Source organism: Pseudomonas sp. B14-6 (genome assembly GCF_013260315.1).
In the GTDB taxonomy this organism is placed as follows: Bacteria; Pseudomonadota; Gammaproteobacteria; order Pseudomonadales; family Pseudomonadaceae; genus Aquipseudomonas; species Aquipseudomonas mandelii.
Map to the genome: position 1 here is coordinate 6127749 of NZ_CP053929.1, position 20903 is coordinate 6148651.

21 protein-coding genes and 1 tRNA gene are annotated in these 20903 nt (G+C 58.9%); 8 read left to right on the forward strand and 14 right to left on the reverse strand.

Annotated elements, in window-relative coordinates; translation table 11 throughout:
• The first annotated feature begins 4 nt into the window (after nt 1-4).
• The 5 genes from fos (at nt 5) to HP062_RS27990 (ending at nt 3411) form a co-directional block, all read left to right on the forward strand.
• The gene (fos, locus tag HP062_RS27970; protein ID WP_172792371.1) at nt 5-442 is read left to right on the forward strand and encodes a fosfomycin resistance glutathione transferase; all 438 of its coding nucleotides are present in this window, start codon (nt 5-7) and stop codon (nt 440-442) included.
• A 43-nt stretch (nt 443-485) separates the two neighbouring features.
• The gene (locus tag HP062_RS27975; RefSeq protein ID WP_010462451.1) at nt 486-1124 is read left to right on the forward strand and encodes a LysE family translocator; all 639 of its coding nucleotides are present in this window, start codon (nt 486-488) and stop codon (nt 1122-1124) included.
• An 84-nt stretch (nt 1125-1208) separates the two neighbouring features.
• Nucleotides 1209-2558, forward strand: coding sequence for a GGDEF domain-containing protein (locus HP062_RS27980; protein WP_172792372.1), 1350 nt, complete (start codon nt 1209-1211; stop codon nt 2556-2558).
• A gap of 117 nt (nt 2559-2675) precedes the next feature.
• Nucleotides 2676-2834 (forward strand): KGG domain-containing protein, encoded by a 159-nt coding sequence (locus HP062_RS27985; RefSeq protein WP_010462447.1) that lies wholly within the window; start codon nt 2676-2678, stop codon nt 2832-2834.
• Nucleotides 2835-2907: 73 nt separating this feature from the next.
• Complete coding sequence (locus tag HP062_RS27990; RefSeq protein ID WP_010462446.1) at nt 2908-3411, forward strand: DUF4142 domain-containing protein; 504 nt, start codon at nt 2908-2910, stop codon at nt 3409-3411.
• A 67-nt stretch (nt 3412-3478) separates the two neighbouring features.
• Here HP062_RS27990 and HP062_RS27995 read toward each other — a convergent pair whose 3' ends face one another.
• Nucleotides 3479-3889 carry a low affinity iron permease family protein gene (locus tag HP062_RS27995; RefSeq protein ID WP_172792373.1) on the reverse strand — a complete coding sequence of 137 codons (411 nt, stop codon included), beginning with the start codon at nt 3887-3889 and terminating at the stop codon, nt 3479-3481.
• A 224-nt stretch (nt 3890-4113) separates the two neighbouring features.
• On the opposite strand from HP062_RS27995, the gene HP062_RS28000 reads away from it, so the two are divergent.
• Nucleotides 4114-5199 (forward strand): type I restriction endonuclease, encoded by a 1086-nt coding sequence (locus tag HP062_RS28000; RefSeq protein WP_077749597.1) that lies wholly within the window; start codon nt 4114-4116, stop codon nt 5197-5199.
• Nucleotides 5200-5542: 343 nt separating this feature from the next.
• A complete protein-coding gene (tam, locus tag HP062_RS28005; RefSeq protein WP_172792374.1) occupies nt 5543-6313 on the forward strand; it encodes a trans-aconitate 2-methyltransferase in 771 nt (256 codons plus the stop codon).
• Between the two features lie 261 nt (nt 6314-6574).
• Here the strand turns inward: tam and HP062_RS28010 are convergent, their stop codons facing one another.
• Together HP062_RS28010 and HP062_RS28015 are read right to left on the reverse strand one after the other, a co-directional pair.
• A complete protein-coding gene (locus tag HP062_RS28010; RefSeq protein ID WP_077749599.1) occupies nt 6575-7303 on the reverse strand; it encodes a bifunctional 2-polyprenyl-6-hydroxyphenol methylase/3-demethylubiquinol 3-O-methyltransferase UbiG in 729 nt (242 codons plus the stop codon).
• 433 nt (nt 7304-7736) lie between these two features.
• Nucleotides 7737-8000 (reverse strand): hypothetical protein, encoded by a 264-nt coding sequence (locus HP062_RS28015; RefSeq protein WP_010462435.1) that lies wholly within the window; start codon nt 7998-8000, stop codon nt 7737-7739.
• A 409-nt stretch (nt 8001-8409) separates the two neighbouring features.
• Here HP062_RS28015 and HP062_RS28020 point away from each other — a divergent pair, with 409 nt between their 5' ends.
• The gene (locus tag HP062_RS28020) at nt 8410-8631 is read left to right on the forward strand and encodes a DUF6500 family protein (RefSeq protein WP_229801735.1); all 222 of its coding nucleotides are present in this window, start codon (nt 8410-8412) and stop codon (nt 8629-8631) included.
• Nucleotides 8632-8775: 144 nt separating this feature from the next.
• On the opposite strand, the gene HP062_RS28025 is transcribed toward HP062_RS28020, so the two are convergent.
• The 11 genes from HP062_RS28025 to HP062_RS28075 form a co-directional block, all read right to left on the reverse strand.
• The gene (locus tag HP062_RS28025; RefSeq protein ID WP_077749600.1) at nt 8776-9135 is read right to left on the reverse strand and encodes a type II toxin-antitoxin system HigA family antitoxin; all 360 of its coding nucleotides are present in this window, start codon (nt 9133-9135) and stop codon (nt 8776-8778) included.
• Nucleotides 9135-9437, reverse strand: a complete 303-nt coding sequence (locus tag HP062_RS28030; RefSeq protein ID WP_169856199.1) for a type II toxin-antitoxin system HigB family toxin — start codon at nt 9435-9437, stop codon at nt 9135-9137. Before HP062_RS28030 ends, HP062_RS28025 begins: the two co-directional genes overlap by 1 nt.
• A gap of 280 nt (nt 9438-9717) precedes the next feature.
• Nucleotides 9718-9791: transfer RNA gene (locus tag HP062_RS28035), tRNA-Gly, on the reverse strand.
• Nucleotides 9792-9972: 181 nt separating this feature from the next.
• Nucleotides 9973-10857 (reverse strand): alpha/beta fold hydrolase, encoded by an 885-nt coding sequence (locus tag HP062_RS28040; protein ID WP_077749602.1) that lies wholly within the window; start codon nt 10855-10857, stop codon nt 9973-9975.
• A gap of 313 nt (nt 10858-11170) precedes the next feature.
• Nucleotides 11171-11863: a pseudouridine synthase gene (locus tag HP062_RS28045; RefSeq protein WP_010462322.1), complete on the reverse strand. Its 693-nt coding sequence runs from the start codon at nt 11861-11863 to the stop codon at nt 11171-11173.
• A 57-nt stretch (nt 11864-11920) separates the two neighbouring features.
• Nucleotides 11921-12115: a cysteine-rich CWC family protein gene (locus tag HP062_RS28050; RefSeq protein WP_010462319.1), complete on the reverse strand. Its 195-nt coding sequence runs from the start codon at nt 12113-12115 to the stop codon at nt 11921-11923.
• A gap of 6 nt (nt 12116-12121) precedes the next feature.
• Nucleotides 12122-13609 carry a sensor domain-containing diguanylate cyclase gene (locus HP062_RS28055; protein WP_172792375.1) on the reverse strand — a complete coding sequence of 496 codons (1488 nt, stop codon included), beginning with the start codon at nt 13607-13609 and terminating at the stop codon, nt 12122-12124.
• A 210-nt stretch (nt 13610-13819) separates the two neighbouring features.
• On the reverse strand, nt 13820-15586 hold the full coding sequence (atzF, locus tag HP062_RS28060; protein WP_172792376.1) for an allophanate hydrolase: 1767 nt from the start codon (nt 15584-15586) through the stop codon (nt 13820-13822).
• A gap of 25 nt (nt 15587-15611) precedes the next feature.
• Entirely contained in the window at nt 15612-19241 is a 3630-nt protein-coding gene (gene uca, locus HP062_RS28065; RefSeq protein WP_172792377.1) for an urea carboxylase, read from the reverse strand.
• Between the two features lie 282 nt (nt 19242-19523).
• Nucleotides 19524-20165 carry an urea amidolyase associated protein UAAP2 gene (locus HP062_RS28070; RefSeq protein WP_172792378.1) on the reverse strand — a complete coding sequence of 214 codons (642 nt, stop codon included), beginning with the start codon at nt 20163-20165 and terminating at the stop codon, nt 19524-19526.
• Nucleotides 20166-20176: 11 nt separating this feature from the next.
• The gene (locus HP062_RS28075; protein ID WP_172792379.1) at nt 20177-20902 is read right to left on the reverse strand and encodes an urea amidolyase associated protein UAAP1; all 726 of its coding nucleotides are present in this window, start codon (nt 20900-20902) and stop codon (nt 20177-20179) included.
• Between the last annotated feature and the right edge of the window lies 1 nt (nt 20903).

Genomic DNA, 20903 nt, shown 5'->3' on the forward strand with positions numbered 1-20903 from the left:
CAAATTGCTCACCGGCCTCAACCACCTGACCCTCGCCGTCGCCGACCTGAACCGCAGCGTGGCGTTCTATCAAGACCTGCTGCAACTGCGCCTCGAAGCCACTTGGGACACCGGCGCCTATCTGTCACTGCCGGGTTTGTGGCTGTGCCTGTCCGTTGATCCGCTGCGCAACTCGGGCCCCGCCGCCGATTCCACCCATTACGCCTTTACCATCAGCGCAATCGATTTCCCCGTGTTCGTCGAACGCCTGCGATCCGCCAGCGTACAAGAATGGCGCGACAACCGCAGCGAAGGTGCGTCCTTCTATTTCCTCGACCCGGACGGCCACAAGCTCGAAGCCCACGTTGGCGATCTGGCGTCTCGGCTGGCCGCCTGTCGAGAGCGCCCGTATGCGGGAATGAAGTTCTTCGACGATCAGTCAGTCGATATACCCGGGACCTGATATAGACTTGCGCCCATTCACCAAATAGTTAAAGGGACTTTCAATGACCCCATCGCTGCTAATGGCCGTTCTCGCCTCGGGTTTCATTTATGGCATCACACCGGGGCCGGGCGTATTGGCGGTGTTCGGGATTGGCGCCGCGCGTGGACGGCGGGCCGGGGCGGGGTTTCTCTGTGGGCATTTGTTGGGGGACGTGGTCTGGTGCAGCACGGCATTGATCGCGATTGTCGGTGCCCGTGAAATCGGCAGCACGGCGTTTGATGTGCTGGGCGTACTCAGCGGGCTGTACCTGTTTTGGCTCGGTTTGCGCGCCATACGGGCGAAGCGCAGCAGCGCCGATGCCCCTCAAGGCCCGGCTCGCCAGCCCTTTTGGCACGGCATTCTGTTTGGCCTCACCAATCCCAAGGCCTACCCCGTGGCGGTGGCGACGTTCACTGCGCTGCTGTCCAGCCGGGCGGAGTTGCTGCACTGGTCAATGTTGCCTTGGTTGATTGTCCTGAGCTTCGTCGGCGGTCTCATGGCCTACGCTATCCTCATTGGCATTGTTGGTGCACGGCAAGTTCGCACCTTGTATCAGCGCCATGAACTGGCGATCACACGGTTATGCGGGGTGATGTTTATCGGTTTCGCCATCAACGCCCTCGCTCATGCACTGCCGGGGCTGGTGACGAACAAGGCTTGAGGTTGAGCGCACGGATGCGTCAATGCCCGATGGGTCATGGAGGGGCTTTTTATTGCTGCATTGTCCGGAAACGCTTATCGCACCATGGCAACCAGAAATTCCGCGCCGTTGGCGAGCTACATCGATCTCTTGCTGGACGCCGTCTGTGCGGTGGATAAACAAGGTCGCTTCGTATTTGTCAGCGCGGCCTGCGAGCGTATTTTCGGCTACACCCCGGACGAGCTGATCGGCCAGCCGATGATCGACATGGTGCACCCCGCCGATCGCCAGCGCACCCTCGACGCCGCGCGCGAGATCATGGGCGGTGATCCCAAACTCAACTTCGAGAACCGCTACCTGCGCAAGGACGGCGCGGTGGTGCATATTCTGTGGTCGGCGCGCTGGTCTGAAGTCGATCAGTTGCGCATTGCTGTGGCCCGGGACATCACCGAGCGCAAGCAGGCCGAATCCCGGCAAGCGGCGTTATACGCGATCTCCGAGGCGGCCCACGCAGCGGAAGATTTGCTGGCGTTGTTCAAGCGCATCCACTTGATCATCGGCGAATGGCTGCCGGCACTGAATTTCTCCGTGGCGTTGTATGACGAGCACTGTGCGCAGCTGAACTTTCCGTATCACGTCGACGACCATGAACTGCAGCCCGAGCAGCCCGGAACCATGACCGGGCGCCTCTGTGCCGAAGTGATTCGCAGCGGCCAGCCGATTTTGCTGACCCTGGACCAGGACACTCTGCCAGAAGGCTTTGAGGCATCGGTCTCCGGACAGGACTCGCCTTGCTGGCTGGGTGTCCCGTTGAACTCGCAAAACGGCATCATTGGCGCGCTGATCGTCAAAAGCGTACCGGGTGGCGAGCGCTACACCGAGCAGGACAAGGAGCTGCTGCAATACGTCTGCGCCCAGGTCGCCACCGCGATCGAGCGCAAGCAGTTACATGCCCGGTTACAACGCATGGCCCAATACGACCAACTGACTCAACTGCCCAACCGGGCGTTGCTGCGCGACCGGCTTCAAAATTCGCTGGCGCAGGCTCGCACGGATTCCGGGCGGATGGCATTGCTGTACGTCGACCTCGACCGCTTCAAGGAAGTCAACGACACCCATGGCCACGCAGTCGGCGACATGCTGTTGCAAGCGGTCGCCAATCGACTCAAGGGCTGCGTGCGTGAGACCGACACGGTGGCGCGTATCGGTGGGGATGAGTTTGTGGTGTTGTTGCACAGCATCCACGCGTCGGAAGACGCTGACAACGTTGCGGGGAAAATCCGTCAGGTGCTGGCGCAACCCCTGCGCCTGGACGGGCAAAGCGTGAATATCCGGCCGAGTATCGGCGTCGCGCATTACCCCGAGCATGGCACCGAAGAACAGCAACTGTTCCGGCATGCCGATGACGCCATGTATGCGGCCAAGCGCCAACATCATCAGCGCCTAGGGGCCTGAAAAATCGGCCACCGTTCGTCGCGGCGATTTCATTTTTTCTAAACCTTTGTGGTGATCGAAATTCAGATTTTATGCGGGCTCCTGCTCGCCGCGATCATCACCAAGAGGTAGAGAATCATGCCTAACTCAAGAAACTCGAACTCGGGAAACTTCGCCAACGATCGAACGAAGGCGTCAGAAGCCGGTCGCAAAGGTGGGAAAACTACCACTACGACCGTCGATAAAGACCCTGCGAAACCCGATATGGGCCGCAAAGGTGGTCAGAAGTCGAAGTAGTCGCAAGGTAGTTTTGATTGAGAGGCGGGGGCGAAAGCTCCCGCTTGAATTTTTATAGAAGGAGGGCGCGACCATGAGCCGGATGGCCACCCGATTACGCACTGCCAGTCTTGTCACGTTGCTGGGCCTGTTTGCCAACAGTGCCTTCGCCCAGTCGCCCGCCGAGTTCATCAACGATGCGTCGGCCAAAGGCATGGCCGACATCGAAGCCAGTCGCCTGGCGCACCAGAAATCCGAATCCAAAGAGGTCAAGGACTACACTATCGTGGTCATCAATGACCGCACGACCGCCAACCAACACTTGGCGAAAATCGCCAAACAGCTGGATTTGCCGGTTGCCCCTCGCGAAGAAGTGGTCGACAAGGCCAAAGCCTTGATGCCGGAAGTGAAGGACGGCGCATCCTTTGACCAGGCTTATACCGCCAGTCAGGTGAAGACGACCCAGGAAGCCATCGAGCAGCTTCAACAAGTCGCTCAGACCACCGACGTGCCGCAAATCAAAGCCTTCGCTGAGGAAACCTTGCCCAAACTGCAGAACCACCTGGAAATGGCCAGAGCGTTGCAAGCCAGTCGCTAGACCAGGCGATTAACGGTGTTGAACGCAAACGGCGCGTGATTCACATCACGCGCCGTTTTGTATGTGCTCAGCACTCATTCAAGTCCTGTTTGCGCTTGCTCGTAGTGGCCAGCCCCGCCAGGCCATGCACGTCTTTTTCGCCCATGGCGCGATAGTGTCTGCGTAACGCTTCCAGTTGCTTGAGGTCCAGCAATTCCAGTCCCAGCATCGCGTTCTGCGCCTCCTTGTTCACCCGCAGCAACTCATCGATTTTCAAGTGCAGGATGTCGGTGTCGCGGTTCTGCGTGTTCTGGATCAGAAACACCATCAGGAACGTGATGATCGTGGTTGAGGTGTTGATGATCAGTTGCCAGGTGTCGTTGTAATCAAATATCGGCCCGCTCAATCCCCACAGACCAATCAGTATCAACGCCCCCATAAACGTCTTCGGACTGCCGGCCCACAGGGCGAGTTTCTGCGAGATTTTTGCGAATTTCATTGCCGTGTTCCTTATAGGGATGCGCCTGATTTTTCAGACAGCGACGGCGGGTTGAAAATTCTACTTAATGGACCTCTGTTCAATGAAAAACCGGTTTTTTGCTACGGCTCTTCTTTTCCCTTTATTGGCCTGAATCTTTCTTTGTGCCGGTTTGTGTCTAGTATCTAGGGCAGTCAATTTGCCAGCATGCAAACCACGGATCGACACCAGCTAAGAGGTCACTCATGGAATTCTTCGAAAAGCTCACAAGTCTAGCCGCCAAAGTTCGTTTGCAAGGCGCTGCAATAAAGACAGAAGAAGCAACCAAGAACGCGTTTGTCATGCCCTTTATCAGCACGGTGCTGGGCTACGATGTTTTCGATCCGACTGAAGTGACTCCTGAATTTGTTTGCGACATCGGAACAAAAAAGGGAGAAAAAATTGATTACGCAATCATGAAAGGCGGAGAGGTACAGATTCTTATAGAGTGCAAAAAAATAGGCGAGCCATTGCACATCAATCACGCCTCCCAATTGTTTCGTTACTTCCATGTAACCAGTGCTCGAATCTCCATCCTTACCAACGGTCAGGTCTACAGGTTTTTCACCGACTTGGACGCGCCCAACAAAATGGATGAGAAGCCGTTTCTTGAACTCGACCTGTTGGACATCGACGAGTATTCCGTCCCTGAATTGGTCAAGCTCACGAAGTCTGCCTTCGATGTCGATTCGATCATCAGCGCCGCCGGTGAATTGAAGTACGTCAGCCAGATCAAGAAGGTCATCGCTTCGCAGGTCAGCAAACCTGATGACGACTTCGTGAAAGTGTTCGCTTCGCGTGTATACGATGGGGTGATTACACAGAAGGTCCGTGAGCAGTTCCAGGAGTTAACGAGAAAGGCGGTAGTGCAGTTTCTCAACGACCAAATCAACGACAGGCTCAAGTCGGCGATGAGCGGAGCCATTCAACCGGCCTTGGCCTCGTTACCAGTTTCTTCCGGCGGTGTTGAGCAGTCGGATGTGCGGGACGAGTTAGAGGACAAGGTGCTGACGACACTGGAAGAGCTGGAGGGCTATCACATTGTTCGAGCGGTGGTTCGGTCTGTTGTCGATGCAAAGAGGATTGTTCAGCGAGACACGCAGAGTTACTTCGGCATTCTGCTCGATGACAACAACCGCAAACCGATCTGCCGCTTGCACTTCAATCGCTCGCAAAAATACATCGGTATTTTTGACGAAGAAAAGAATGAGACCCGGCACGCCATAAACTCGATAGACGATATCTACGAATACTCAGATCACTTGAAGAAGACTGTTGGGTATTACGACTAGCACTGTTTGCTGACTGGTAAAAGAAGCCGGCCCTCTAGGCCGGTTTTTTGCGCGGATCCAATAGTTCGTCAATTTCACATTGCCGACGGCTTGCCAAGACCAGGATGGTTATCAACTTTCTTGCAGCTCGGGACAGACGGGTTCTAGTGTCGCTCTCTCATCACCTTTTGGCTGCGTCGACTTCAAGTGAGGCAAGTTCAGGTAATAGACCGATTTTACCTGTTACAACATCAGTGGGGCACGTTTCGCCATAGGTCGGATAGGGCAGGGCGCGCCAGTCGAGGTATCGTAGCGAACCGGTTGTGCGCCGCTGGCCACAACAACGTATCGACAGGAGAACGCAATGAGTTGGTCCGCCAGACAATACGTCGCTTTTGAAGATGAACGCACCCGCCCGGCCCGTGATTTGCTCGCGGCGGTCCCGCCCGTGGACGCGCGATCGGCCATCGACATCGGTTGCGGTCCTGGCAATTCGACTGAGTTGCTGGTGGAGCGCTTCGCCAATGCCATGGTGCGTGGCCTGGACAGTTCGACCGATATGATCGACGCCGCCCGCAAGCGCTTGCCCCAGCTGCAATTCGACACGGCTGACATTGATACCTGGAACGAGCCGGGGCCGTTCGATGTGATTTTCGCCAACGCGGTGTTGCAGTGGGTGCCCGACCACGCGACGTTACTGCCTTCTCTGGCCGCCCGACTGACCGAGGGCGGCAGCCTGGCCATTCAAATGCCCGACAACCTCAACGAGCCGTCCCATCGCCTGATGCGCGAAGTCGCTGCCGATGGACCGTGGGCCAGCAAGTTGGTGGACGCCGCCGGGCAACGCACGGACATGGCGAGTGCCAGCGAGTACTACTCGATGCTGCGACCGCATTGTGCGCGAGTCGATGTGTGGCGCACCACGTACCATCACCCGCTCGCGGGCGGCGCCTCGGGTGTGGTCGAGTGGTTCAAGGGCAGCGGCTTGCGGCCGTTTCTCGAACCGCTGAATGACGCGGAGAAGGCGCAATACCTCAAGCAGTATCAAGCAGCGATCGAGCAGGCCTATCCGGCGCTGAGCGATGGTTCGGTGCTGCTGCCGTTCCCGAGGTTGTTTATCGTCGCGACGCGCTAGGGCAAAAAGGGACGGATAACGCCGAACGTTATCGGTCCCTTTGCCTGGCACTCAAGTATTCAAAAATAAACGAAGCAAAGCCGAACAACCCGATCATCGAAATGATCATGATCCCCAACTCTGAATTGTCCATGTTGATCTCTAGTTGAAAGGTGAGCCGGCACAATAAGGTATCTGTGGACAGGTCCGACGCAGCGATACGTTGTCTTTACCGGGTATCGGAAATTCATATGCAAAAATTACGATGACCCGGCGTGGCCCTCAGCGCTGAACGCTGACCAGCATCATCATCGGCCGCTCCCGCTCTTCGGCCAGGGCCGGTTGCGCCGCCACCTCGGCATCACTCGGGCCCCATTCGTTGACCTGTCGGATGCTGAAACCTGCGCCAATCAGCGTATTCAGCAACGTGCCTATCGTGCGGTGCTGCTTGATCACGCCTTCGGCCAACCAGTTGGTCACCCGCTCGCCTTCCCGTTGATAACTGTCCAGCGGCCAGCGCTTGTTCCCTTCGCTATCAATCAGCCAGCCCGGATTGCGCGGTGCCATGAAGATTGGGTGTTCGATGGAAAATACGAAACGTGAACCGGGTTTCAGGGCCTCATGGATTTTGGCGAACAGACCCGGAAGATCCTTGATGTAGTGCAGCGCCAGGGAGCTGTAGGCGAGGTCGAAACTGGCTGCGGGCAGGTCGAGTTGTTCCAGATCGGCGCGGGCGTATTGGATGTTGTCCGCTGACGTGGTTTTGCGCGCCTGCTCCAGCATTTTTTCCGAGACGTCCAGACCGAGCACGCTGTCGGCGCCGTGTTCACTGGCCCAGCGGCAGAACCAGCCGTAACCGCAGCCGAGGTCTACGGCCTTCAGGCCTTTCATGGGCGGCAGCATTGCTTTGAGCGCAGGCCATTCGGGCGCTGCGTCGAGACCGCTGACGGAGCGCGCCATCTGGCTGTAGCCCTGGAAAAACTCCGGGTCGTCGTAGATGTTTTGAGTCATGTTTGGATTGCTCTGTTGAGATCGTTCACGGGCGGCACCTGATGTGCGGCCGATTGGGTTCCCTCGGAGAGTGATGGCGCGTGTTCGTCGATGGCCGCGCAGGGGAGAGGGTGGTTGAAGATAGGGGAGATGCTAGCGGGTTGGGCGATGAGGGGAAACGGGTTGAACGTTGGGGATTTGTAAGCTCGATCCAATCGCAAACTGGCCATCCAGAACAATGCCAGGCAGTTAAGCGTGACACCGAACCTGTGGCGAGGGAGCTTGCTCCCGTCGGACTGCGCAGCAGTCCCTTTTTGGAGGCCGCTTCGCGACCCGGCGGGAGCAAGCTCCCTCGCCAAAGTGATAGAGCGCTCGTGCGATCTCTTGGTGACCAATGACAGCCGGTCATGACACGCAAAGGGCGCCTCGAAAGGCGCCCGCTCTAACGTCAGAACTATTCCGCATCCATGCGTCGAGCGATCACGTCCAGCACATCGCAACCGTCGCGCAAGGGCACGCAGCAGAGCAATGCAAAGTCGCTGAGAATCACTGCGTCAGACGTGATGTCGCCTCGCATCGCGAGGTTTTCAAGCAGCTGCGTCACGGCCCGGATTCTGTAACTGGCGGTGCTGAGCAGTGAATGCAGCGGTTGGGTGGTGTTGACGTAGAGCGAGGGAAGGTCGTCGGCGTTGCTGGTTAAAGCCATATATTCGTTCATGAGTGATTACCGTTAGTAGGTGAAACACCTACCACTCGATCGTCGCCAAACAATAGGGTGGCAGCTGTACGCAGGTTGGCGAACCGGACAACGGTGAAACCGGCAGACCCGAAGGTCTCCCACGCACAGCTACCAAAAAAAGCGCAGCAAAGTGCAGTCAGAAAAAACTCCGATAAGCCCGGAGTGAATCTGAATCGTTGTCATCGAGTCGCCAAACCCGATACGTCTTTTGGACGCGCTCGGACTATAGGCCTCGTGACAAAAACACTGCAATGCGCAAGTCTACGGACAATTCCCACCGTCGTGTAGGACCTTGCCTTTTTGAAAGTCGGCTTCGCTCGAAGCCCCGGCAGATGGGCAATCGGTACTGAATTTGGCCGCTACCGAGACCATTAATGGATTGAGAGAAATGATGCGAGAAAGCTTGAGGCAAAAGATGATCGAGGTCTGCAACAAGAAAATGGAGCAGAAGGGGCCGACTGTCGGACTCTCGTTCTACGCTTTCTTTGCAAACAAAAATGATGATCCCGTGCTTTTAATGGAAGCCGCCCAATGGTGGATCGCTGAGCACAAACTCGACCATTTTGAAAAGGCCGCAAAAATAAAGCAGATGGTAGAGCGGAAAGACTAGGAGCACTGGCGCAGTCTGTCCCGTCCTGGCAATGATTTACGCCTGTACGCAGATTTCTGCCACATCCTCAGCAGGAAAAATCACCTGAATCCCACCCAGAAAAAAACCGGCTATCAAGGACCGGTTTTTTGTCAGGGCTGCACGTCAGGCAACACCCGCAAGCAAACTTTCGTAAGGTATCCGCAACCCGTCGTGTAGACGTTTGATCATCGACAAGCTCAGTTTGCGCTTGCGGTTCAGCACTTCGGATACGCGCCCGCTCGTCCCAATGAAGGGTTCCAGGTCGCGAGGGGTCAGCCCTTGCTGTTCCATACGAAATTTAATGGCCTCAATCGGATCGGAGGGCGGCATTGGGTAATGCTCGTCTTCGTACTTTTCGATGAGCAGCGCCAGAATTTCCAGCTCATCACCTTCAGGCGAACCAATGTCTGCCCCCCACAGTTGCTCTATACGAGTAAATGCAGCGGTCAGATCTTCCTGGCTGCGAATCGGTTTAATGTCCATTACACGGTCTCCGCGTTGATCTGATCATATTGGGCGTGGGTGCCGACGAATCGTATGAAACCAAGCTGTCGCAGATAGTCGATTGCCAGAATCACTCGATATTTGTTGCCGCCGATGTTGAATACAACCCTGCCGCCCTTGAGGATGCTCGCCGTTCTCAGCTCCGCCTTGACCTCTTGTGGCGTGCGATAAATGGCTTTTTCCATATGTCGATACCATTCAACAAGCGGTGTTTCGGCGTCAGTGTAAGCCGGACTGCTTTCCCAGAATTCCCGCAAGGTCCCTTTTGCAATCACACGCACCGCACATCCTCCCGTTTTGGGAGATAGTAGTCTTCGCTCAAGAGAGATGCAACGTCACTGTGCCATGCCGCAATGGTTCGCAAGGGGTTTGAAACCGACTTGCAATGATGAAATCTGTTAATGAGGCAAGAAAAACGCTAACAAAACATCACTTTTGCGCGAAAACGCTAAATTCCGCCTTGAAACACAAAACCCCAGACACAAAAAAACCGGCCATCAAGGCCGGTTTTGTCATTACCTGCATCCCCCGTCAAAAAACAACGTGAGACAAAAATTCGATTGGAGCGGGTGAAGGGAATCGAACCCTCGTTATCAGCTTGGGAAGCTGGAGTAATGCCATTATACGACACCCGCTCAGAGCGGCTGACTTTGTACCAGATGTGCGCGTGGAAATGAAGTTTTTCTTTGCGCGGGATAGCTTTGGCGCAGGTGACACAAGACATCAGACCACGTGACGGTCGTTCGCGGGCAAGCCTCGCGCCTACAGGAATGCGTTCAACACTGTAGTGCGAAGCTTGCTCGCGATGACGCTGTTTCAGATGGCCAATGCATGTTGGTCCTGGACGTAGTGGTAACGCGGTCGGCTGGTGTGTTGTGCCGGTTTCAGGAAGCCCATCAGTGCGTCGCGGCTGTCTCGGCAGGCGGCTTTGTGTTCCATGTCGAGAAAGTGGCCGGTGGCCTGCAGGGTGCTGAAGGTGGCGTCTTGCACGTGGTTGGCGAACAACCGGGCGCCATCGGCGGCGGTGTATTCGTCCCATTCGCCGTTCATGAACAGCACGGGCACGTTGATTTTCTCTGCCGCTTTGAGAAAGCACTGGCGGTCGCTATGGAGCAGGTCGCTGATGTGGAAGTGCATCTGCCCGTATTCATGCTCGGCGAGGGAGCTGACGTGGCGATAGTTGAAACGCTTGAACAACGTCGGCAGGTGTTTGCCGATGGTGCTGTTCACCAGGTTGCCGACCCGATCCCCATCCCGACTGCCGAGGTAATCAATGCCGCGCTCGAGGTAATCGAGCATGTGCGCGTTGATCTCCGGGGAGAACGAGCTGATCACGGCTTTTTCGATGCGCCGTGGCTGTTGGGCCAGGGCGACCAGGGTCGCGGCGCCACCCCAGGAAAACGACAGCACGTGTTCGGCGGCGAAGTGGTCGATCAGCTCCAGGAGGATCTGCCCTTCGACTTCCTTGGTCAGCAATTTCTCATGCAGGTTGTGGGCTTTTGACTTGCCCGCGTAGGGCTGGTCGTAGCAGACCACATTGAACTGCGGGTGAAGGTTTTTCACGGTTTGTGCAAACGACGCAGTCGTGGCCATCGAGCCGTTGACCAGAATTATGGTCTTCTCTGCGGCGTCTGCGCGATAGAACTCCGTGTAAACCCGATACTGACCCTGTATATCCAGCACAGCGATTTCTGGCCTCATGTCATAAGACTCCAAGCAAGCGGGTATGCGCGCAAATGAGATTGCACGAGCTTTGTGACAGGTAGGCATACGCCTTGAATTTGGAGGCCCATGTCGATCCAGTGCAGTCCGGTCGACGGGTATTGTTATTGGCGGGCAGTCTGCCGGTCTGAGGCGGAACCTGAGGGTTCTCTAACCGGCAAAAAGTTTCTTAGAAGTATGTTGTGACTCGTCGGTCACATTTCGGCCGACGTCCTGATTCAAGCAGGGGTCACGTCATCGCGCAAGTGTCATTCGTAAATTGTTCGACAACTTCTGCTGAGCGGTAGGCTGCTTAGATCAAATGGATCTCTTCGGTGCGCAAGGCTCGGTACTCGCCCGGTTTTAGCGCGTTATCGAGCACCAGCGGGCCCATGCTTTCGCGGTGCAGGCGCAGCACTTTGTTGTCGAAGTGGCCGAACATCCGCTTCACCTGATGGTACCGGCCCTCGACGATGCTCAGTCGCGCCGCTTTCGGCCCGAGTACGATCAGCTCGGCCGGTTGCGTGGTGAGGTCCTCGAACGCGAAGTACAGACCCTCGGCAAATTTCAATGCGTATTGCGGGCCAATCTCCTGCTCGGTCTCGACGTAATAGACCTTCGGCAGTTTGGTCTGCGGCTGAGTCAGGCGCCGCGACCAGCTGCCGTCGTTGGTGATCAGCATCAGGCCGGTGGTGTTGAAATCCAGGCGACCGGCGATGTGCAGGTCATCGCTGTCCGGCTCATGGATCAGGTCGAGTACGGTCGGATGCTCCGGGTCGCGGGTGGCGCTGACGCAGCCGGGCGGTTTGTGCAGCATGAAGTAGCGTGCGGGCTTGCCGACTTGCAGGACTTCCCCGTCGACCTCGACACGGCTGAACTCGAGCACTTCGGCATGCGGGTCGCTGACGATTTTTCCGTCAACCTGAACGCGCTTTTCCACCAGCAACAGGCGTACCTGCTTACGGTTGAAGCGCGGCAGGTTGCTGAGGAAACGGTCAACGCGCATGGCTGGGGATCGGTTGGAAAGGGGCCGCGTATCTTACGTGATCGGCCGGGCGGCTGCTTACAACTGCGCCTCGACCTCGGCGCAGCGCGGGCACAGGCAGGATTTGTCGCGCAGTTCGGCTGGCAGCGCTTCAAGCACAGCGGGGTCGATACTGACGCCAAAGCACCAGCACGCCTGATCGACGGTGCGCGGGTCGGCCAGGGTGCAGGCGTTGGCGGCGCCGCAGGCGGGGCATTGGTCTGGCTTGTTCATGCAGGACTATTCATAGCTGGAGTGAGGCAATTCCACGCAGGTTCGGTTACGGCCGGCCTGTTTGGCCCGGTACATCGCATGATCGGCCCGGGAGAGCAGGGTGTGCAAGGTTTCATCGACTTGCAAGGTGGTGAGGCCGATGCTGACGGTCAGCTGCAGTTCCTTGCCGTCGTAGGCATAACGCTGTTGTTCGACATGTTGACGAATTTTCTCGGCGATCATCAGACCGGTCTCACCGTCGGTGTCCTTGAGCAGCACGATGAACTCTTCGCCACCCCAGCGGCAGACGATGTCGGAGTGTCGCAGGCAACTCTCCAGATCCCGCGCGAAACCGATCAGCACCTGATCGCCGGCCAGGTGACCGTAGGTGTCGTTCAAAGCCTTGAAATGATCCAGGTCCAGCAACATCGCGGTCAGCGGCTTGGGCTCGCGCCGGGCTTCGAGCATGGCCTGCGCCGCCAGCAGGTCGAAGCCACGACGATTCGGCAGTTCGGTCAGGCTGTCGAGCGTCGCTTGTGCCTGGATCTTGCCTTGGTAGCGCTTGATCACACGGTTGAGCAGCAACAGCACGATCAGCGTGACAAGCAGACAAATCAGCAGATTGAGGTACAGCGACTGGCGGATTTCACTGAGGGCGCCGTCCTCGCGCTTGTCGACAAACAGGTACCAGTTCAGCTCGGGAATGAACCGCACGTTGAGGAAATGGCCCTGGCCCTGGACGGAATATTCGTAGCTGCCGCTGTGAGGTTTTGGCAGCTGGCTGACCAGGTCCTTCATGTAATCGAGGTCGCCGAGCTTCTGGCCGATGTGCGCGCCTTGCGGGCCACCCTCGGCGCCCGTCAGCACCAGGCGGCCGAAGTTGTCGACGAAATACACGCTGCGCTGGTAACGCTGTTGGTATTTGTCGATCAGCTTGATCACCGCATCGACCGTCAGGCCAACGCCGGCAGCGCCGATGAAACGGTTGTTGTAGTCATAAACCTTGTAGTTGATGAAGAAGGTCAGGTTGTCTTTGTTGGCGAGGTCCGGGTCGACATTGATCTCGTAGGGATCGGCCATGTCGCGGACACGGAAATACCAGGCATCGCGAGGTTCCGTGGACTTGACCTGTTTGAGCACGCCTTTGGCGTGGTAGTAGGTGAGGCTGGTATTGGAGACAAAAAATGCCGTGTAGGCGCCGTAGTGGGTCATGACCTCGTTGAGGTAGCGAGTCATTTTCTCGGCGTCTTGCTCGCCGTTGACCACCCAGTCACGCATGAAGGTGTCGCGGGACATCATCGAGGAAATCAGGATCGGTCTGACAAGGTCTTTCTGGATTTCCGAGTAGACCGTGTCCGAGGTCAGCGGCAGTTCGGTGTTGACGATGCTGTCACGGATGGAGGCTCGCGAGGCGTAGTAACTGAGGAAAGAGGTCGCGAGAAAGCCTGCGCCCAACAACGCGATGAGCGTCAGGACCAACGAACGTTGCGAATACAGCGGCGAGTGAAGCGGCATGGCGATTCCGTCGGCAGTGACCCAATGGCAGGCATTCTAATGGCACTGCGGGGAAAATAACTGCTCTATGTGCAGCGCGAATGATTGTCCACACACGCCTCCTGCGGGAGCTTGATCATTCCCACGCTCCGCGTGGGAATGCATCCTGTGACCCTTGCGATGGGACGCGGAGCGTCCCGGGCGGCATTCCCACGCAGAGCGTGGGAACGATCATTTGGCGAGGTAAGCACGCCATCCGCCTAAATGGCTGATATTGGCGGCCCCCTCCAACCCATACGCTTCACAGATAAACCCGCTCTCCCAACGCCCGTCCGCCAGTTGCACCTTGCCCAACCCCAGCGGCGCAGGAATCCCCGTCAGAAAAGAGCCCAGTTCACTGCTCGGCAATTCCCAAACCTCCACCGCAATCGCCACGCCGCCATCCTTCACCCGCACCATCCCCGGACGAAACGGCGGACCGCCGGCCAACGCATACAGCTGATAATCCGGCGAACTGTAAGTCGTCTCAACTAACCGAGCCCCGCGTCGCTTCAGTTGCCAGTTCAACGCCAACCCATCCAGATGCGCGCCACAGACCACCAGTCGTGCGCGATCATGGCGGGCGACAGTCGTCGGTGCAGGCTCAGCCGAGCGGCGCTGCAAAGCATCCGCCACCCCCAACAAATACTGATCGGTAAACGCCCGGCCAAACACGGTCACACCCCAGGGCAAACCATTGCCCATGAAGCCGCTGGGCACGGCGACGGCCGCGTAATCGAGCAGGTTCATGAAGTTGGTGTAGTAACCCAGTTCCGAATTGCGCAGGACCGGTTCGGCGTCCAGTTCCGCCGATGTGACGGGGCGGCCGATGGTGGGCGTGACGACACAATCAAGATTTTCCAGCGCCTTGTCGCACAACGCCTTCAAGGCTTGCAGCCGATATTGGGCACGGAACGCCTGCACGCCCGTCACCGCCGGCGCCTTGGCCAGCACCGCGCGAATCACCGGCAAAACGGCTTCGGGATTCTGCTCCATCAACTCGCCGGCCACGCTGTAACGCTCGGCCACCCACGGGCCTTCATAGAGCAAACGCGCCGCTTCGAGGAAAGGCGACAGTTCCAGTTCCACAGCTGTACCGCCCAGCGCCTTGAGCCGATCGATGGCATCACCGAACAACAACGGGCCTTCAGGGCAGCCGAAGAATTCCAGGTCCTGCGCACGCGGAACGCCGAAACGGAACGGACGCGGCGTACCGAACGCCGACCCGTCATTCCACAGCGGGTTGCTGCGGCTGTATTCATCTCGCGGATCGAGGTGTGCGGTCAGTGCCAGCAACTGGCTGGCCTCCCGAGCCGTTGCGGTGAACGTCGTCACGCAATCGAGCGTGCGACAGGCCGGCACCACACCCGCCGTGGAGATAAGCCCTTTGGTGGCTTTCAATCCCACCAGATTATTCAACGCCGCCGGCACACGTCCCGATCCTGCCGTGTCCGTACCCAACGAAAAACTCGCCACGCCCAGCGCCACCGCCAGCGACGAGCCGGCGCTGGAACCGCCCGACGGATACTCCGGCAATACGCTGTTCGGGCACGCGCCATACGGCGAGCGGCTGCCGTTCAACCCGGTCGCGAACTGATCCAGATTGGTCTTGCCCAGCGGAATCGCGCCCAGCGCCAGCAACTGCTCGACGATGGTCGCCGAACGCTGCGGCACATAGGCAAACGCCGGGCACGCGGCGGTGGTGGGAATGCCCGCCAGGTCGATGTTGTCCTTGATCGCGAAGGGCACGCCGTACAGCGGCAGGCTGTCGAGGTCGCCACCGTCGAGCGCGGCGAGGTACGGTTCCAGTTCCTCGACACTGAGCAAGTGGATGAACAGGTGATAATCCGGGTTCAGCGCTGCGGCTTTGTCACGCAGGCCCAGCAGCAATTGGCGGGGCGTGATGTTGCCGACGCGATAAGCGCTACGCAGGGCGTCGAGTTGCAGATTGATATTCATGGCGTCATTCCTTTTCAAAATGGGTTCAGTCGAGTTCCAGCACCACGACGCGCTGTCCGGCGCGCACCGCCGAACCCGGTTGCACGCGGACCTCGCGCACCACGCCGGCCATGGGCGCGAGCAGCGGAATTTCCATCTTCATCGACTCCAGAATCACCAGCACATCACCGGCGACAACCCGGCTTCCGGTCTGGACCTGAACCTGCCAGAGGTTGCCGGCGATGTGGCTGTCAACGCTCATTTCGTTGCTGGCGAGTGGTGCGTCTTCGGTGGCTTCGGGGGCTGGTTCCTCGCTGTCGAAATGCGCCTGGCCGCTGGCGATCCAGCGCTCGCGTTCGGCGTTGAACGCGCCTTTTTGCTGATCGCGAAACGCCGCGATGGTATCTGCCTCTTTCGTCAGGAAGGCTTGGTAATCCGCGAGGTTCAACTGACTGTGTTCGATGTTCAAATCGAAGCGCCCGAGCGGGAAGTCCCGACGGATGCGCAGCAGTTCTTCGGCGCTCACTGGGTAGAAACGGATCTGATCGAAAAAGCGTAGCAGCCACGGTTTGCCGTCGAACGCGGCGACTTCGCGATAACGGTTCCACATCTGCAACGTGCGACCGACAAACTGATAACCGCCGGGGCCTTCCATGCCGTACACGCACATGTAGGCGCCACCGATGCCCACCGAGTTTTCCGCCGTCCAGGTGCGCGCGGGGTTGTACTTGGTGGTGACCAGGCGATGGCGCGGGTCGAGCGGGGTGGCGACCGGTGCGCCGAGGTAAACGTCGCCCAGGCCCATCACCAGATAGCTGGCGTCGAACACCGTGCGCTGCACTTCGTCGAGGTTCGGCAGGTCGTTGATGCGACGGATGAACTCCAGATTGCTCGGGCACCACGGTGCGTCCTTGCGCACGGTGGTCATGTATTTTTCGATCGCCAACTGACAGGCCGGGTCGTCCCAGGACAGCGGCAGATGCACGATGCGCGACGGCACTTGCAGGTCCCGGGCGGCGCACACGGCATCCCATTCACCGGCGACAATGCCGAGCAGGTCGGCCAGCGGCAGTTGTTCGGGTTGGTAGTGGATTTGCAGCGAGCGAATGCCCGGTGTGAGGTCGATGACACCGTGCAGGGTTTTGCTTTCCAGGGCTTGCATGAGGGCGTGGGCGCGGAAGCGCAGGACGAGGTCAAGTTCAGGTGCGCCGATCTCAAGGAGAAGGTGCGTATCCCCCGACAACCTCGCAACCAACCGCGTATCCCCCTGACCCAACTCCAAAACAACAGGCGAAAAAAGTCCTTGTGGGAGCTGGCCTGCCAGCGATGAAGCTGATGCGGTGTCTGGTTGGTCCCCATCGCTGGCAGGCCAGCTCCCACAGGGGGGATTCCATTTCAGGGCCAGGTTGCGGGCGGTTTTGAGATCGACGGGGTGGAACTGAATCTTGTCGCCAGCCTTGAGCTGCCCAAGCTGCCAAAGGTCCGCCTCAATCACCGTCACCGGGCAGACAAACCCGCCCAGGCTCGGACCATCCGGCCCCAAAATCACCGGCATGTCCCCGGTGAAATCCACCGCACCAATGGCATATGGATTGTCATGGATGTTCGATGGATGCAGCCCCGCTTCACCCCCATCGGGCCGAACCCATTCAGGCTTCGGCCCGATCAATCGCACGCCGGTGCGGCTGGAGTTGAAGTGCACTTCCCACTGGGTCGCGAAAAAGGTGCCGATGTAGTGCTCAGTGAAATATTCCGGTGCACCGTGAGGGCCATAGATCACCCGGATCTGCCGCACGGCGGGTAACTCGCTGACGTGGTCCAGTTGTTGACCGACGCGGCTGTCGATCAAGGCAGGCACATGCAACACATCGCCCGCCCGCAACGCACGACCACCATGTCCACCAAACTGTCCGAGGGTGAAGGTGCTTTTGCTGCCCAGATAATCCGGTACTTGCAGGCCACCGCGCAGGCTCAGATAGCTGCGAGCGCCGGCCCCGGCAATCGTGCCGAGGCTCAGCGTAGCGCCCGCTGGAATCAGCAACGCCGTGTTCATCGCGACGGTTTCACCGTTCAACGTCAGCGGGATGACGGCCCCGGTCACCGTCACCACGGCCTCGCAGTTGAAGCGCAGCAACGGCCCGCTCATGGTGATTTCCAGCGCCGCGGCGCCTTCGTCATTACCCAGCAGAAGATTGCCCAGACGCAACGCGCGACTGTCCATCGGCCCCGACGGCGGTACGCCTACCGCCCAATAACCGAGACGGCCGGGATAGTCCTGAACGCTGGTCTGAGTCCCGGCGCTGAGTACTTCAAAGGTGTTGGCCTGATACACCAGGCCTTCCAGGCAACGGGTCCAGGGCTGGCCGCTGGCGAACGGCGCATCGAGCAGAATTTGCCGCAGGTAATCGCGGTTGGTTTCCACGCCGTACAGCAGGCTGTCACCCAGCGCCTGATGCAGATCCGCAGCGGCCTCTTCACGGGTCGGCGCCCAGCAGATGACCTTGGCGATCATCGGGTCGAAGTACGGCGGGATCTCGCAACCGGCTTCGACCCAGGTGTCGATGCGCAGGTGTTTGCCGTCGGCAGCAGGGAAGTTCAAGGCGGTCAGCAAACCTGGGCTCGGCTGGAAATCACGACCCGGATCTTCAGCATACAGCCGCGCCTGAATCGCATGACCGTCGGCTTTCAAGCCTCGGCTCAAGTCGCTCAATGGCGGCAAATCACCGGCTGCCAGTTCCACCATCCAGCGCACCAGGTCCACGCCCCACACTTGCTCGGTGACGCCGTGCTCCACCTGCAAACGAGTGTTCACTTCCAAGAAGTAGAAGCGCTGATCTTCGCTGTCGAAGACAAATTCCACGGTGCCGGCGCTGCGGTAATTCACCGCTTTCGCCAGTTTGATCGCCGCCGCGCAGAGTTCTTCAGCCATGCCTTCGGGTAAGTTCGGCGCGGGAGTCTCTTCGAGGACTTTTTGATTGCGGCGCTGCACCGAGCAGTCGCGCACGCCGAGGGCAATCACGTCGCCGCGACCGTCGCCGAACACCTGGACTTCCAGGTGGCGGGCGCGCTGGATGTACTTCTCGATGAACACGCCGGCGTCGCTGAAATTGTTCTGGCCGAGGCGTTTGACCGCTTCGAAGGATTCACTCAACTCGGCCGCGCTGCGGCACACGCGCATGCCGATGCCGCCACCGCCCGCCGTGCTTTTGAGCATCACCGGGTAGCCGACCTGTTCCCCGGCAATCAGCGCCGCGTCGAGGCTGTCGAGCAGTTCGGTGCCTTCGAGCATTGGCACGCCGTGTTGCTTGGCCAGGGCGCGCGCGGTGTGTTTGAGGCCGAACACGCGCAGTTGCTCCGGCGTCGGGCCGATGAAAGCGATGTCGGCGGCTTCGCACGCTTCAGCAAACGCAGCGTTTTCCGAGAGAAAACCGTAGCCGGGGTGGATCGCCGTGGCGCCCGAGGCTTTGGCGATGGCGAGGATTTTGTCGACGGCCAGATAGGTGCCGGCGGCGGCGCCTTCCCCGAGGCTGTGGGCTTCATCGGCCTGCAGGATGTGCAGGCTCGCGGCATCCGCTTCGGAGTAAACGGCAACGCCCTTGACCTGCACGTCACGCAGGGTGCGCAGGATGCGGCAGGCAATGGCGCCACGGTTGGCAATCAGGACTTTTTCGAACATGGCATAGACCCCGGAGGGGATGCGGGCCGTCCCGCAGTTTTTCGATGAGCGCCAGGGTCGTCCCCGACGGCAGAATCACTAACCTTGAAACACCACTGAACCCCTGTGGGAGCGAGCCTGCTCGCGATAGCGGTGTGTCAGTCAACATCGATGTTGAATGTGCTGACGCCATCGCGAGCAGGCTCGCTCCCACATTTGGATTGAGGTGTTCTTACTTTTTGAGGCACTGCCCGGAACGGGCCTGGCACAGGGCGAACAACCACCGCCGCAACCGCGCGAATTTCAGTTCCATACCAAAAGCTCCGCAGGGGTCGGGTTGTAGGCGTTGCACGGATTGTTCAGTTGCGGGCAGTTGGAGATCAGTACGATCACGTCCATTTCGGCGCGCAGGTCGACGTATTTGCCCGGCGCCGAAATGCCGTCTTCAAAGGTCAGCCCGCCGTCGGCGGTGACCGGCACGTTCATGAAGAAGTTGATGTTCGGTCCGATGTCCCCTTTGCCCAGTCGCCCGTCATGCACGCAGGCGCGCAGGTAGTTGTCGCGGCAACTGTGCATGTAGCGTTTCTCCAAGGCGTAGCGCACGGTGTTGCTCTCCTGCGCGCAGGCGCCGCCGAGGGTGTCGTGACACCCGCAGGTGTCGGCGACGATGGTCAGCATCGGCTTGCCGAGGTTGGAATAAAGCACGCTGCCGGTACTCAGGTAGACGCTGTTCTGCCGGCGCAACGTGCGCTGCACGTCATAGCGTTCCTTCGGATTGGCCACGCTGTAGAACAAGGTGTCGACGGCCTGGTTACCTTCCAGGTCGAGAATGCGCAGGGTCTGGCCGGCCTTGACCTCCATCAGCCACGGTTCGCCGGCCGGAATGGTGGCGCGGTAGACCGCGGTTTCAGGCGACTGTTGAGCGGTAGCGATTGCAAGTGACATGGCAGCGATCCTCAGGCGAACAAACGGTCGGTGTTGATGAAGCCGCGCTCGTTTTCCGGGCGCGAGGTGCGGCAATGTTCGGCGACGCTGGCGTCGGCGTTCATCCAGCTGAGCTTCAGGGGTTTGGGGGCGTAGTCCGGCGATGGGTCCATCGGATGCTGCAACGCGGTGAGCACCACCAAGGTGTCCATCGGCGCGTACAACTCGATGTAATCGCCGGCCTTCGAGTTGCCTTCGACAAAGTGGAAACGTCCGGCTTCATCGACGTTGACGCGGCTGAACAGGTTGAGAGTCATCAGCAGATCCGACAGGCCCAATCCCCACTTGCCCAGTTCCACCAACAGGTTGTCGGCGCCGTTGCGGAAAAAGCCGTTGCGCAGTTCCTGATAACGGCCGGCGCCGTATTTTTCCGCGACTTCTTCAGCGCAGAGCACGCCGCCGAGGCTGTCGCTCCAGCCACAGGTGTCGGCGGTGATCGCGGCGAGCACGCGGCCCATGTCCGAGTAGAGGCAATGGCCGCGGGTGAGCTTGGCGGTGTGTTGGCATTTGAGGCTGTCGGGCAGGTTCAGGCGTTCGGTTTTTTCATTGGCATTGAGCAGCGTCAGGCTGACGTTGGCGCCGCCCCGCAGGTCGGTCAGGCGCAGCAACTGGCCGCGTTTCAACACGAACGAACGATGGCCGCCGCCAGGGAGCATTTCTTCGGCGAAGGGCGGGAACAGTTGGGTCGAATCAGTCATT

Bases quoted from the DNA above. Each gene is read 5' to 3' on its own strand.
- HP062_RS27975 (WP_010462451.1), top strand. From the start codon at position 486: ATGACCCCATCGCTGCTAATGGCCGTTCTCGCCTCGGGTTTCATTTAT.
- HP062_RS27980 (WP_172792372.1), top strand. From the start codon at position 1,209: ATGGCAACCAGAAATTCCGCGCCGTTGGCGAGCTACATCGATCTCTTG.
- HP062_RS27985 (WP_010462447.1), top strand. From the start codon at position 2,676: ATGCCTAACTCAAGAAACTCGAACTCGGGAAACTTCGCCAACGATCGA.
- HP062_RS27990 (WP_010462446.1), top strand. From the start codon at position 2,908: ATGAGCCGGATGGCCACCCGATTACGCACTGCCAGTCTTGTCACGTTG.
- HP062_RS27995 (WP_172792373.1), bottom strand. From the start codon at position 3,889: ATGAAATTCGCAAAAATCTCGCAGAAACTCGCCCTGTGGGCCGGCAGT.
- HP062_RS28000 (WP_077749597.1), top strand. From the start codon at position 4,114: ATGGAATTCTTCGAAAAGCTCACAAGTCTAGCCGCCAAAGTTCGTTTG.
- tam (WP_172792374.1), top strand. From the start codon at position 5,543: ATGAGTTGGTCCGCCAGACAATACGTCGCTTTTGAAGATGAACGCACC.
- HP062_RS28010 (WP_077749599.1), bottom strand. From the start codon at position 7,303: ATGACTCAAAACATCTACGACGACCCGGAGTTTTTCCAGGGCTACAGC.
- HP062_RS28015 (WP_010462435.1), bottom strand. From the start codon at position 8,000: ATGAACGAATATATGGCTTTAACCAGCAACGCCGACGACCTTCCCTCG.
- HP062_RS28020 (WP_229801735.1), top strand. From the start codon at position 8,410: ATGATGCGAGAAAGCTTGAGGCAAAAGATGATCGAGGTCTGCAACAAG.
- HP062_RS28025 (WP_077749600.1), bottom strand. From the start codon at position 9,135: ATGGACATTAAACCGATTCGCAGCCAGGAAGATCTGACCGCTGCATTT.
- HP062_RS28040 (WP_077749602.1), bottom strand. From the start codon at position 10,857: ATGAGGCCAGAAATCGCTGTGCTGGATATACAGGGTCAGTATCGGGTT.
- HP062_RS28045 (WP_010462322.1), bottom strand. From the start codon at position 11,863: ATGCGCGTTGACCGTTTCCTCAGCAACCTGCCGCGCTTCAACCGTAAG.
- HP062_RS28050 (WP_010462319.1), bottom strand. From the start codon at position 12,115: ATGAACAAGCCAGACCAATGCCCCGCCTGCGGCGCCGCCAACGCCTGC.
- HP062_RS28055 (WP_172792375.1), bottom strand. From the start codon at position 13,609: ATGCCGCTTCACTCGCCGCTGTATTCGCAACGTTCGTTGGTCCTGACG.
- atzF (WP_172792376.1), bottom strand. From the start codon at position 15,586: ATGAATATCAATCTGCAACTCGACGCCCTGCGTAGCGCTTATCGCGTC.
- uca (WP_172792377.1), bottom strand. From the start codon at position 19,241: ATGTTCGAAAAAGTCCTGATTGCCAACCGTGGCGCCATTGCCTGCCGC.
- HP062_RS28070 (WP_172792378.1), bottom strand. From the start codon at position 20,165: ATGTCACTTGCAATCGCTACCGCTCAACAGTCGCCTGAAACCGCGGTC.
- HP062_RS28075 (WP_172792379.1), bottom strand. From the start codon at position 20,902: ATGACTGATTCGACCCAACTGTTCCCGCCCTTCGCCGAAGAAATGCTC.